General features: G+C 70.6%; 12 protein-coding genes. 10 read left to right on the top strand and 2 right to left on the bottom strand.

All coding sequences use genetic code 11. The annotated features are described in order from the left end of the window. The first annotated feature begins 49 nt into the window (after window positions 1-49). From argC to argH, 6 genes are read left to right on the top strand one after another with little or no spacing between them, the layout of a single operon-like run. The gene (gene argC, locus RWS82_RS12600) at window positions 50-1,099 is read left to right on the top strand and encodes an N-acetyl-gamma-glutamyl-phosphate reductase (protein WP_314650675.1); all 1,050 of its coding nucleotides are present in this window, start codon (window positions 50-52) and stop codon (window positions 1,097-1,099) included. Beyond that, a complete protein-coding gene (gene argJ / locus RWS82_RS12595; protein ID WP_314650673.1) occupies window positions 1,096-2,253 on the top strand; it encodes a bifunctional glutamate N-acetyltransferase/amino-acid acetyltransferase ArgJ in 1,158 nt (385 codons plus the stop codon). The genes argC and argJ overlap by 4 nt, the downstream gene beginning before the upstream one ends. Further along, a complete protein-coding gene (argB, locus tag RWS82_RS12590; RefSeq protein WP_314650671.1) occupies window positions 2,250-3,149 on the top strand; it encodes an acetylglutamate kinase in 900 nt (299 codons plus the stop codon). The genes argJ and argB overlap by 4 nt, the downstream gene beginning before the upstream one ends. Then, window positions 3,146-4,351, top strand: a complete 1,206-nt coding sequence (locus RWS82_RS12585) for an acetylornithine transaminase (RefSeq protein ID WP_314650669.1) — start codon at window positions 3,146-3,148, stop codon at window positions 4,349-4,351. The genes argB and RWS82_RS12585 overlap by 4 nt, the downstream gene beginning before the upstream one ends. Continuing rightward, window positions 4,348-5,304, top strand: a complete 957-nt coding sequence (gene argF, locus RWS82_RS12580; RefSeq protein ID WP_314650667.1) for an ornithine carbamoyltransferase — start codon at window positions 4,348-4,350, stop codon at window positions 5,302-5,304. Before RWS82_RS12585 ends, argF begins: the two co-directional genes overlap by 4 nt. Then, window positions 5,301-6,731 (top strand): argininosuccinate lyase, encoded by a 1,431-nt coding sequence (argH, locus tag RWS82_RS12575; protein ID WP_314650665.1) that lies wholly within the window; start codon window positions 5,301-5,303, stop codon window positions 6,729-6,731. The genes argF and argH overlap by 4 nt, the downstream gene beginning before the upstream one ends. A gap of 18 nt (window positions 6,732-6,749) precedes the next feature. Here argH and RWS82_RS12570 read toward each other — a convergent pair whose 3' ends face one another. Beyond that, a complete protein-coding gene (locus RWS82_RS12570) occupies window positions 6,750-7,340 on the bottom strand; it encodes a DUF1349 domain-containing protein (protein ID WP_314650663.1) in 591 nt (196 codons plus the stop codon). A 59-nt stretch (window positions 7,341-7,399) separates the two neighbouring features. Between RWS82_RS12570 and RWS82_RS12565 the strand changes: the two genes are divergently transcribed. From RWS82_RS12565 to RWS82_RS12550, 4 genes are read left to right on the top strand one after another with little or no spacing between them, the layout of a single operon-like run. Next, the gene (locus RWS82_RS12565) at window positions 7,400-8,047 is read left to right on the top strand and encodes a SatD family protein (protein ID WP_314650661.1); all 648 of its coding nucleotides are present in this window, start codon (window positions 7,400-7,402) and stop codon (window positions 8,045-8,047) included. After that, window positions 8,044-8,829 (top strand): hypothetical protein, encoded by a 786-nt coding sequence (locus RWS82_RS12560; protein WP_314650659.1) that lies wholly within the window; start codon window positions 8,044-8,046, stop codon window positions 8,827-8,829. Before RWS82_RS12565 ends, RWS82_RS12560 begins: the two co-directional genes overlap by 4 nt. Window positions 8,830-8,857: 28 nt before the next feature. Beyond that, window positions 8,858-10,159 (top strand): tyrosine--tRNA ligase, encoded by a 1,302-nt coding sequence (gene tyrS / locus RWS82_RS12555; protein ID WP_314650657.1) that lies wholly within the window; start codon window positions 8,858-8,860, stop codon window positions 10,157-10,159. Window positions 10,160-10,189: 30 nt separating this feature from the next. Then, window positions 10,190-11,053 carry a DUF4184 family protein gene (locus RWS82_RS12550; RefSeq protein WP_314650656.1) on the top strand — a complete coding sequence of 288 codons (864 nt, stop codon included), beginning with the start codon at window positions 10,190-10,192 and terminating at the stop codon, window positions 11,051-11,053. On the opposite strand, the gene RWS82_RS12545 is transcribed toward RWS82_RS12550, so the two are convergent. Then, window positions 11,002-12,303 (bottom strand): CoA transferase, encoded by a 1,302-nt coding sequence (locus RWS82_RS12545; protein WP_314650654.1) that lies wholly within the window; start codon window positions 12,301-12,303, stop codon window positions 11,002-11,004. The genes RWS82_RS12550 and RWS82_RS12545 overlap by 52 nt on opposite strands. Window positions 12,304-12,695: the final 392 nt, after the last annotated feature.

Raw genomic sequence — 12,695 nt, 5'->3', positions numbered from 1 at the left:
CGGTGTCGCCGCCCCGGTCCCCGACAGCCCCGACCGTTAAGGTAGAAGCATGACGTACTCCGTCGCCGTCTCCGGCGCATCCGGCTATGCGGGCGGCGAGATCCTCCGCCTCCTCGCGGCCCACCCCGACATCGAGATCCGCACCGTCACCGCGCATTCGAACGCCGGACAGCCTCTCGTCGAGCACCAGCCGCACCTCCGCTCGCTCGCACACCTCACGCTGCAGGACACCACTCCCGAGGTGCTGTCCGGTCACGACATCGTCGTGCTCGCGCTCCCGCACGGCCAGTCGGGGCAGTACACCGACGCCCTCGGCGAGACGCCCCTCGTCATCGACGCGGGAGCCGACCACCGCCTCACCTCGCAGGACTCCTGGGATGCCTTCTACGGCGGCCATTTCCACGAACCGTGGACGTACGGCGTCCCGGAACTGCTCGTCGACGGGCGCAAGCAGCGCGAACACCTGCGCGGGGCGTCGCGCATCGCCGCTCCCGGATGCAACGCCTCGACCGTGAGCCTCAGTCTCGCGCCTGGCGTCGCCGCCGGGGTCATCGACCCGTCCGACATCGTCTCGGTCCTCGCCGTCGGCCCCTCCGGCGCGGGCAAGAGCCTCAAGACGAACCTGCTCGCCAGCGAGATCCTCGGCAGCGCGAACCCGTATGCAGTCGGCGGAACGCACCGGCACATCCCCGAGATCCGCCAGGCGCTCGCCGCCGCGGGCGCTCCCGCCGAGAGCATCCGCATCTCGTTCACTCCCGTGCTCGTACCGATGGCCCGCGGCATCCTCGCCACGTCGACCGCCCCGATCACCGCGGGGGCGACGGATGCCCAGATCCGCGACGCGTGGCAGCAGGCGTACGGTGACGAGACGTTCGTGCAGCTGCTCCCCGCCGGATCCTTCCCACGCACCGCCGACGTCGTCGGAGCGAACACCGCCCTGCTCGGCCTCGCGATCGATCGTGACGCCAACCGCGTCACCGTCGTCACCGCGGTCGACAACCTCGTCAAGGGAACCGCGGGCGCGGCCGTCCAGTCCATGAACATCGCGCTCGGCCTCCCTGAGGACCGCGCCCTCTCAGTGAACGGAGTCGCCCCGTGAGCGTCACCGCCCCCGCAGGCTTCGAAGCGGCCGGAGTCGCCGCCGGACTCAAGACCACCGGCAAGCCCGATGTCGCCGTGGTCGTCAACCGCGGTCCGCGCAAGGTCGGTGCCGCGGTCTTCACGAGCAACCGTGCCAAGGCCAACCCCGTCATCTGGTCGCAGCAGGTGATCGCCGACCGCATCGTCGAGGCCGTGGTGCTCAACTCGGGCGGCGCGAACTGCTTCACCGGGAGCTTCGGCTTCCAGACCACGCATCAGACCGCCGAGCGGGCCGCTGAGCTCCTCGGTATCGGCGCGGGCGATGTGCTCGTCTGCTCGACCGGACTCATCGGCACGGGCGACGAGGTGTTCCGGCAGAAGGTGCTGACCGGCACCGCCGACGCCATCGCCGCGCTGTCGTCCGACGGCGGTGACGACGCGGCCGCCGCGATCATGACCACGGACACCGTCGCGAAGACGGCCGTCGCGCACGGCGATGGATGGACCATCGGCGGTATGGCGAAGGGCGCGGGGATGCTCGCGCCCGGGCTCGCGACCATGCTGGTCGTGCTCACGACCGACGCCGACCTCGACCCGCTCGAAGCCGACGCGGCACTGCGCGCCGCCACCGGCACGACGTTCGACCGGCTGGACTCCGACGGCTGCATGTCGACCAACGACCAGGTCACCCTCCTCGCCAACGGCGCGAGCGGCGTGCGCCCCGACCTCGGCGCATTCCGCGATGCCCTCGTGTCGCTCTGCCAGGAGCTCGCGGTCCAGCTGCAGGGCGACGCGGAGGGCGCCAGCCACGACATCACCATCGAGGTGCGCGGCGCGGTCTCCGAGACGGACGCTGTCGAGGTCGGCCGGTCGGTCGCCCGCAACAACCTCTTCAAGGCGGCCATCTTCGGCAACGACCCGAACTGGGGTCGGGTGCTCGCCGCCATCGGCACGACGTCGGCGCAGTTCGACCCGTACGACGTCGACGTCTCGATGAACGGCGTGCGCGTCTGCACCGCGGGCGGACCGGATCGCCCCCGGGAGGAGGTCGATCTCACGCCGCGCGCCACGAAGGTCGAGATCGACCTGCGTGTGGGCGAGGCATCCGCCGTCATCCTCACCAACGACCTCACCCACGACTACGTGCACGAGAACAGCGCCTACGCCTCATGACCGACATCCAGGACACGCCGGCCGAGGAGGCCGCGCAGAAGGCGACGACGCTCATCGAGTCGCTGCCGTGGCTGAAGAAGTTCCGCGACCAGATCGTCGTCGTCAAGTACGGCGGCAACGCGATGGTGTCGGAGGAGCTGCAGGATGCCTTCGCGCAGGACATCGCATATCTGCGCTACGTCGGCGTGCAGCCGGTGGTCGTGCACGGCGGCGGCCCGCAGATCTCCGACATGCTCGGACGGCTCGACATCCCGAGCGAGTTCAAGGGCGGGTACCGGGTCACGAACACCGAGGCCATCGGGGTGGTGCGCATGGTGCTGACCGGCCAGGTCAACCCGCAACTCGTCTCGAAGATCAATTCCCACGGGCCCATCGCGACCGGGCTGAGCGGTGAGGACGCGGGGCTCTTCGGCGGCCGCCGACGCGGCGTCATGGTCGACGGCGAGGAGATCGACCTGGGGCGGGTGGGAGACGTCGTGGAGGTCGACCCCACGCCGGTGATTGACCACCTCACCGCCGGGCGCATCCCCGTCGTGTCGAGCATCGCGCCCGACCTCGACAATCCAGGGCACTCGCTCAACGTCAACGCGGATGCCGCGGCCGCCGCACTGGCCGTCGCGCTCGGCGCGCGCAAGCTGGTGATCCTCACGGACGTGCCGGGTCTCTACGCCGATTGGCCCAACCGCGACTCGCTCGTCTCGCACTTGACCTCGTCCGCACTCGTCGAGATGCTGCCGAGCCTCGAGTCGGGGATGATCCCGAAGATGCGCGCCTGCCTCGACGCCGTCGAGGGCGGGGTCGACGCCGCGGCGATCATCGACGGACGCGTGCCGCACTCGGTGCTCGTCGAGCTCTTCACCAGTAAAGGAATCGGAACGGAAGTGGTGGCAGGATGACCGTCTGGAAGCACGACGCCGAGCGTGATCTCGTGCTCAACGCGGGGGAGCGGCTGGCGCTGCTGACCCGCGGTGAGGGCTCGTACCTCTGGGACTCCGAGGGGCGACGCCACCTCGACTTCCTCGCCGGCATCGCCGTCACCTCCCTCGGGCACGCGCATCCCGTCTTCGTGGATGCCGTGTCGCGCCAGGCCGCCACCCTCGCCCACGTGTCGAACTACTTCGCCACCCCGCCGCAGCTCGCGCTCGCGGCCCGGCTCAAGCGGCTCGCCGGCGCGGGCATCGACGGCCGCGTGTTCTTCTCCAACTCGGGCGCCGAGGCGAACGAGGCCGCGTTCAAGCTGGCTCGTCTGCACGGCGGCACCGAGCGGCCGCGCATCCTCGCACTCGAGAACGGCTTCCACGGTCGCACGATGGGGTCGTTGGCGCTCACCGCGAAGCCCAGCATGCGCGCGCCCTTCGAGCCGATGCCGGGCGGCGTCGAGCACATCCCGGCAACGGTCGAGGCGCTCGAGGCGGCACTGGACGAGCGCGTCGCCGCGGTCATCGTCGAGCCGATCCAGGGCGAAGCGGGTGTGGTCGAGCTGCCCGATGGGTACCTCGCCGCGGCCCGATCGCTCACGCTCGCGCATGGCGCGCTGCTCATCGTCGACGAGATCCAGACCGGTGCCGGCCGCACCGGGGCCTGGTTCGGATTCAGCCACGAAGGCATCACCCCCGACGCGATCACCCTCGCCAAGGGCATCGGCGGCGGGTTCCCCATCGGCGCGCTCGTGACCTACGGTGCCGCGAGCGCCCTGTTCACGCCCGGCTCTCACGGCTCGACCTTCGGCGGCAATCCTCTCGCGACGGCCGTCGCAGATGCGGTGCTGGCCGAGATCGAAGACGCCGGTCTCGTCGAGAACGCCGCGCGACGCGGTGTCGAGGTGCGCGAGGCGATCGCCGACATCGGCTCGCCGTTGGTGGCCGGGGTCCGCGGAAAGGGGCTGCTCATCGGAGTCGCTCTCACCGAGCCCGTCGCGGGCGCTGTGGTCGCCGCAGCCCAGGAGCGCGGGCTGATCGTCAACGCCGCCAACCCCGAAACGGTGCGCATCGCGCCGGCTCTCACGATCGGCGACGCCGAGATCGCGGAGTTCCGCGAGCTCTTCGCCGCGACCCTCGCCGATGTCGCACAGACCCACTCCGGAAAGGTTCCCGCATGACCCGCCACCTGCTGCGTGACGATGATCTGACGCCCGCCGAGCAGGCCGAGGTGCTCGACCTCGCGATCGAACTGAAGAAGGACCGCTGGGCCGACAAGAGCCTCGCCGGGCCGCAGACCGTCGCGGTGATCTTCGACAAGTCGTCGACGCGCACCCGGGTGTCGTTCGCGGTCGGCATCGCCGACCTCGGCGGGTCGCCGCTCATCATCTCGACCGCGAGCAGCCAGTTGGGCGGCAAGGAGACCCCGTCCGACACGGCGCGCGTGCTCGAGCGCCAGGTCGCCGCGATCGTGTGGCGCACGTACGCCCAGGCGGGGCTGGAGGAGATGTCGGCCGGCACCCGGGTGCCGGTGATCAATGCGCTGTCCGACGATTTCCACCCGTGCCAGCTGCTCGCCGACCTGCTCACCATCCGCGAGCACAAGGGCGACCTGACGGGCCTCACGCTCACGTTCTTCGGCGACGGCCGCAGCAACATGGCGCACTCCTACGCACTCGCGGGGGTCACGGCGGGCATGCACGTGCGCATCGCGTCGCCCGAGGACTACGCGCCCCGCCCCGATATCGTCGAGGCGGCCGACCGCCGCGCGGCCGAGACCGGCGGTTCCATCACCCTCTACACCGACCCCGTCGAGGCCGCGGCGGGCGCCGATGTCGTCGTGACCGACACCTGGGTCTCGATGGGCAAGGAGGAGGAGAAGATCGCACGCATCCGCGATCTCGGCGGCTACAAGGTGACGTCCGAGACGATGGCGATCGCCGATCCGTCCGCCGTCTTCATCCACTGCCTTCCCGCCGACCGAGGGTACGAGGTCGACTCCGAGGTCATCGACGGGCCGCAGAGCGTCGTGTGGGACGAGGCGGAGAACCGGCTGCACGCGCAGAAGGCGCTGCTCGTCTGGCTGCTCCGCAAGAACGGGGTCGCCGCGGCACTCGAGGGGGCCGGCGCATGACCGGCTCGACGCACGACGGTACGAACGAGGGTGCGCTCTGGGGCGCCCGGTTCGCGACCGGCCCGTCGCCCGAGCTCGTGGAGCTGAGCCGATCGACGCACTTCGACTGGATCCTCGCGCCGTACGACATCGCGGGGTCGCACGCTCATGCGACGGCGCTGGAGGCGGCGGGCTACCTGGAGCCCGACGAGGCGGCCCGGATGCACGAGGGCCTGGATGCGGTCGCACGCCGTATCGCGGACGGCTCGCTGCAGGCCGCGCCCACCGACGAGGACGTGCACGGAGCCCTCGAGCAGGCGCTGATCGCCGAGCTCGGACCGGAACTCGGCGGCCGGCTCCGTGCGGGTCGCAGCCGCAACGACCAGATCGCGACGCTCGTGCGGCTGTACCTGATCGATCATGCGGCCGTCATCGCCCGCGACATCCTGCGCGTGATCGACGCGCTGGTCGCTCAGGCCGAAGCGCACCCCGAGGCCATCCTCCCCGGGCGCACCCATCTGCAGCACGCGCAGCCGGTGCTTCTCGCGCACCACCTGCAGGCGCACGGCTGGCCGCTGGTGCGCGACCTCGAGCGTCTCGTCGACTGGCGACGGCGTGCCGGCGTCTCGCCATACGGCGGCGGCGCGTTGGCGGGATCGACTCTCGGCCTCGACCCGGCGCTCGTCGCGTCGGAGCTGGGGCTCGACCGTCCGGCCGAGAACTCGCTCGACGGCACGGCCGCGCGCGACGTGGTGGCCGAGTTCGCCTTCATCACCGCCATGATCGGCGTCGATCTCTCGCGCCTGTCGGAGGAGATCATCCTTTGGAACACGCGCGAGTTCGGATTCGTCACGCTTGATGACGGCTACTCGACCGGCTCGAGCATCATGCCGCAGAAGAAGAACCCGGACATCGCCGAGCTCGCTCGCGGCAAGTCGGGTCGCCTCATCGGCAACCTGTCGGGTCTGATGGCGACGTTGAAGGGTCTTCCGCTCGCCTACAACCGCGATCTGCAGGAGGACAAGGAGCCGGTCTTCGACTCGGTGCGCACTCTCGAGGTGGTGCTGCCGGCGTTCGCGGGCATGATCGCGACGCTGCGGTTCGACACGGCCCGCATGGCGGAGCTCGCTCCGCAGGGCTTCTCGCTCGCCACCGACGTGGCGGAGTGGCTGGTGAAGCAGCGAGTGCCGTTCCGCGATGCGCACGAGATCTCGGGTGCGCTGGTCCGGGCCTGCGAGGAGCAGGGGATCGGGCTCGAGGATGCCTCGGACGAGCTGCTCGCATCGGTCTCGCCGCAGCTGTCTCCGGCGGTGCGGGAGGTGCTCTCGATCGAGGGTTCCGTCGCGTCGCGGTCGGGAGTCGGCGGCACCGCTCCCGAGCGGGTGGCCGAGCAGCGCATCGAGCTGGTCACCCGGGCGCAGTCGGCCGCGCACGCTCTCGGGCTGTGAGTCTCCGCCCGACGCCGCTCAGTGCAGGGCGGCGTCGGCGGAGGAACGCACCCAACGCGTGAACGTCACGGTGAGTCCGGCGCGTGTCGGGGCGGCGAGCAGGGGGCCGGCGGATGCCGGGAGGTCGCCGTCGAGCGGCGCGACCCGTACGAGACGCCAGCCCTCGTCGGCGGTGCGGGCCCGCACGAGCAGCGCATCCTCCCAGCGGCTCACCCGAATGGTGATCTCGTCGCCGAGCCATTCGTCGACGAAGCCGATCGACCAGTCCGATCGCCCGTCGGTGACCACGGCCCCGAGGCCGAGGTGGCCGTCGGCGAACTCGACGCCCGCCTTCACCCACTGCTCGTCGTCGACGCGGACGAACAGGCCCGCCTGATCGAATTGCCCGCTCCACGGCGCGCGGAAAGACACCTCCATCGCTTCACCCACTTCGAGGGGAGCGAGAAGGGCGTGCTCGGACTCGTGCACGAAGCCGTACGCGGTGCGTCGCCACGCGTCGCTGCCCTCGACGGCGGTCGCTTCCAGGTGGGCGCCGTCGGCGGGGTGGGCGGTCGAGGCGGGCTCGTGGGTCCAGGTTCCGGCGGACCAGGGGATGACGGTGGCAGGCATAACTCGACTATATAACCCTCACGGGCATAAATCCGACTTATGCATGATATGGTTATCCCATGGTCATCGCCGTTCTCGCCGACATCGTGGGTTCACGTCGCCTCGACGACCGCGGTTCGGCGCAGCGCATCCTCGACGAGACCATCACGAGGGTGCAGATCGACGGACCCGCGGCGGCGCAGCCGCTGACGCCCACCGTGGGTGATGAGCAGCAGGGGGTGTACCGCCGCCTCGACGACGCTCTGGTCGCGCTCCTCATGGTCCAGCTCGCGTTGCCCGACGGTCTCGCCTTCCGCTTCGGCATCGGTGTCGGGTCGGTGAGCGCCGTCGAGTCCGTCCACGGAGAGCTCGCCGACGGCCCGGGGTGGTACGCCGCACGCGCGGCGATCGACCTCGTGCACGCACGCGAGGAGCGCACCGTCCCCCGTACGCGCACCTGGATCGTCGGTGCCCCGGGGCAGGATGAGGTCATGGAGTCCACGATCGCCGTCGCCAACGCCTACCTCCTCGCGCGCGATGAGATCGTCGGCGCGATGAGCGAACGCGAGCGGCGACTCACCTACGGCCGCCTCCTCGGTCGAGGCCAGCAGGAACTCGCGGCCGAAGAGGGCATCTCGCAGCCCAGCGTCTCGAAGGCCCTGCGTGGCGCGGGCAGCGCCGCCGTGCTCGAAGGGCTGACCGCGCTCCGAGAGGGGATGCCCGCATGATCGTCGCCGCCTTCCTCCTCCTCGCCGTCGGCGCCGCCGACCTCGTGCGCCGCTTCGCACCGCGCCCCTGGATCGGATACGTCGTCGTGGCCGTGCTGCTCCTGCTCCTCGGGAGCGCCGGAGACGCGCTGCTGCCGATGCTGATCGGTCTCGTCGGCGGCGCCGCCTGGGTCTGGTGCATGCCGATCGAGCGGCGCGCCCCGCTCGGGTTCTGGCCGGCGGTGCTCCTCGCACTGGCGAGCGTGGCGGGGGTCGTCTCGGTCGGTGCTCGGGCGGATGCCGGCATCATCGGCGCCGTGTGGACCCTCCGCGCGCCGTTCGGCGAGGTGCCGTTCGATCTCGCGCTCCTTGCGCTCGGCACCGCGCTCTTCCTCCTCGAATCGTCGAACCTCGTCGTGCGGGCCGCACTCGACGGCGAGCACACCTGGCGCCCGGCCGAGCTCCTGCGCCCCGCCGAGTCCGGGGCGGCGCTCGACCCCGCAAAGGTGACGGAGTCGCTCCCGGCATCCGCACCGCCGATCCCGGCCGACGGTCGCGTCGGTTTCCAGGGTGGTCGCCTCATCGGCCCGCTCGAACGGATTCTCGTGCTGATCCTCACGCTCGCGGCCGCATACCCCGTCCTCGCCGCGATGCTCGCCGCCAAGGGCATCGTCCGGTTCCCCGAGATCTCGCGCGACGGCGAGACCGGCGCGCGTGCCGAGTACTTCCTCGTGGGCAGTCTGGTGAGCTGGGTCGTGGGTCTCGGCGCGGCATTCCTGCTGCAGTGGGCGGCGCACAGCTGAGAGCGGTCGCGCTGATAGCCTGGACCGCGTGTCTGAACCCGCTCTGACGACTGCGACGCCGGCGATCGACCCCACGTTCGAGAACGTGTGGGACGAGATCGTGTGGCGCGGCCTCGTCCACGTGTCCACCGACCAGGAGGCGCTGCGCGCCCTTCTCGCCGGAGACCCGATCACGTACTACTGCGGGTTCGACCCCACCGCGCCGAGCCTGCACCTCGGCCACCTCGTGCAGTTGCTGCTCCTCCGGCGTCTCCAGCTCGCGGGGCACAAGCCGCTCGGGCTCGTCGGTGGATCGACGGGCCTCATCGGCGACCCGCGGCCCACGGCCGAGCGCACGCTGAACACCCGCGAGACCGTGGCGGAGTGGGTCGATCGGCTGCGTTCGCAGGTCGAGCGGTACCTCAGCTTCGAGGGTGACAACGCCGCTCGCATGGTCAACAACCTCGACTGGACCGCGCCGATGTCGGCGATCGACTTCCTGCGCGAGATCGGCAAGCACTACCGCGTGGGCACGATGCTCAAGAAGGACGCGGTCGCCGCGCGCCTCAATTCGGATGCCGGCATCAGCTACACCGAGTTCAGCTACCAGATCCTGCAGGGCATCGACTTCCTCGAGCTGTACCGCCAGTACGACTGCCGCCTGCAGACCGGCGGCTCCGATCAGTGGGGCAACCTCACGAGCGGTACCGACCTGATCCACCGGGTCGAGGGCACCTCGGTCCACGCGATCGGCACGCCGCTGATCACGAACAGCGACGGCACCAAGTTCGGCAAGAGCGAGGGCAACGCGATCTGGATCGACGCCGACCTCACCAGCCCGTACGCGTTCTACCAGTTCTGGCTGAGCACCTCCGACGCCGACGTCGTCGAGCGCCTCAAGGTCTTCACCTTCCTCACCCGCGCCGAGATCGAGGAGTACGGCACGCTCGTCGAGACCGAGCCGTTCCGCCGCGCCGCGCAGAAGCGCCTGGCTCTCGAGGTGTGCGCGACCGTGCACGGCGTCGAGGCCACCGCCGCCGTGATCGCGGCATCCGAGGCGCTCTTCGGGCAGGGTGATCTGACGACGCTCGACGCCGACACCTTGCGGACGGCGCTCGAAGAGCTGCCGCACGCGAGTGTCTCGCCGGGCACGCCGGTGGTCGAGGTTCTGGTCGAGACCGGACTCGTGTCGAGCCTGTCGGAGGCGCGCCGGGCGATCGCCCAGGGCGGGGTGTCGCTCGACGGCTCTCGCGTCGACGACGAGAGCGCCCTCGTGCAGGGCACACTCCCCGGGGGAGTGTCGGTGCTGCGCCGTGGCAAGAAGACCCTGGCCGGGGTCTTCGTCGGCTGACCGGCCGACGCCGACGGGAGCGCACGGGGGATGCCGTTCACACCGAGTCATGCGCTCGTCGCGCTGCCGTTCATCCGCACGCCGCTCGTGCCGGCGGCGATCGCGATCGGAGCGATGACGCCGGATCTGCCCCTCTTCGTGCGGGGCGTCGGGCTGAACTACGGCTTCACGCACGACGCCCTGAACCTCGTCTGGACGGCGCTGATCGCTCTTGCGCTCTTCGTGATCTGGCGCGTGCTGCTCCGCCCGGCGGTGCCGGAACTGATGCCCACCGCCGTGGCGCGCCGGCTGCCGGCGGAGTGGTCGATGCGCGGGGTGCGGGCGGCGGCCGATGCGCTCGGCGCTGGTCGGGGCCGTGGGTACCCCGTATTGCTCGCCGTCTCGCTTCTCCTCGGCGTCCTCTCGCACATCGCGTGGGACCTCTTCACCCACGAGGGTCGCGCGGGCGTGGAACTCCTCCCCGCCCTCGACCGCATGTGGGGCCCACTCCCCGGATTCAAGTGGTTGCAGCACGGGTCGACCATCGTCGCGTTGCTGGTGATCGCGGTGTGGGCTGCCCGGCGTCTGCGCTCGGCGGATGTTCGAGCGGGGTTCCGCTCCTCGGTGCCCGTGCCGGTGCGTGTGGCGTGGTGGGTCTCACTCCCCGCGATCCTTCTCGCCGCCTGGGCTGTGGGACTGATCGTGTTCGGGCCGCTGACCGACGAGTTCACGGTGCAGCATCTCGCCTATCGCGTACTCCCGCCGGCGTGCGCGCTGTGGGGCGCGCTCACCTTCGTGCTCTGCATCGTTCTCGCGCTCCGGGGTGACCGCGATCGCCGGACCGGCGACGACCGGGCGGGCGATCACCAGCTCGGCGCGTCTCCGGCGAACGGGCGGGGTGCGCCGAAGGCGTAGGCCGGCAGCGCAGGCGCGGCGGTGACGACTTCGCGCCCGTTCACCGCGAAGTGCGCAGCGTGCGCCGCGAGGTCGGATGCCGTGGACGGCTCAGCCTCGGTACGCCGCTCCATACCGAGCAGTTCTGCGGCGATGCGCCGGAGGGACGTGTGCACCGTCCAGCTCCCTCCCTGTACATCGCGCCGATCGAGCGTCGTGCAGACGGCGGCGGCGAGGAGGTAGCCGGCGGAGTGGTCGAGGGCCTGCGCCGGGAGCGCACCCGGGCGGTCGCCGTCGGGCGACTCGACCATCGCGATGCCCGACTCCGCCTGCACGAGACTGTCGAATCCGGCGCGTTCGGGATGGTCGAGGCCCCACGCGCTGAGCTGGGCGATCACGAGGTGCGGGTGACGTTCGGACAGGGAGGGGATATCGAGCCCGAGGTGTGCCAAAGACGACGGGCGGTATCCGAGCACGATGGCGTCGGCGTTCGACAGGAGCTCGTGGAAGCGAGGATCGTGCGCGTCGAGGACTGCCGACCGCTTGCCGTGACCGGTGTCGAAGTGTTGCCACTCCGGCTCGGCGAGTCCGGGCGGATCGATGCGCAGCACATCCGCACCCCACAGGGCGAGGGTGCGGGTCGCGACAGGGCCGGCGATCACACGGGTGAGGTCGAGCACACGCCGGCCCTCCAGAGGGCGCCCGCCGTGGAGTGGACGCCGCGCTGCCGCCGAGGGTGTGCGTGAGCCGGTGCCCGCATCGTGATGGACGGCGAGCAGGGGAGTGGCGCGCAACGCGGTATCCGCGGCTCGATCCTCCGACAGGACGGGCACGGCGAGACCGCCGAGGCTCGCGATGCGCTCGATCACCTCGTCTCGGCGAGAGCGGGCGAAGGCGCGGCTCACGTCGTCGGCGGTGGCGGATGGCGACAGCTGGAGCGCCGTTCGAAGCCGCTGCGCATGGTGCGGGTAGTTCGCGTGCGTGCGCACCCACCCGTCGGTAGTGCGCCAGAAGCCGGACAGCGGCGACCACACATCGGGCGCGGACCCGTCGAGGCGGAGGAGACGGTCGCTGCGGTAGGCCGCGGCGATGCGGTCAGGATCGAGCGTCCGCAGATCGACGCCCGCAGCGCAGGCCGCCACAGCTACCGCCGTCCACGCGAGTGATCCGGTGGAGAGGCGGGAGGGGAGCGGGACGTCGGGGACCGGGGGGAGTTCCGGCGAGGGGATGCCGAGCTCCCGGAGCAGGCGGACGAGGAGGGTGCGCGTCATGTGCACGAGGCTAGCCCCCGCACGAAACTCCGAAAACCGTCGGTGACGTGGGGAAAGGCGTCCGGACAGGGCACGCGACACGCCCGGGGGTACCGCCCCGATTTGCCAGACCCCCGGAATCCGCGTAACTTATTACTTGTTCGCCCCACAGGGAAGCGGAGAAGCCCGGAGCTTCACCCCCCTCAAGCGGAGAACCACCTCCCACTCCTTCTTCTCTCACTTGAGAGATCAGACGTTCGCGTCTAGGATGGGAGATCCACCTCCTCGACAGCTCTTCGGCTGTGCAGCGGATCACTGATTTGCTCGACACGCCGAGTTGACAAGCTCGGAGAGATGGGTAAGATAGAGAAGTTGCCCTTCGGGCCTGGTTGTGATGACTGGGTCGGGGGAGC

Origin of the sequence: uncultured Microbacterium sp. (assembly GCF_963528945.1) — a bacterium.
Classification (GTDB): Bacteria; Actinomycetota; Actinomycetes; order Actinomycetales; family Microbacteriaceae; genus Microbacterium.
Note: the sequence above shows the minus strand (reverse complement) of the source record. Positions and strands in the feature narration are given on the sequence as shown.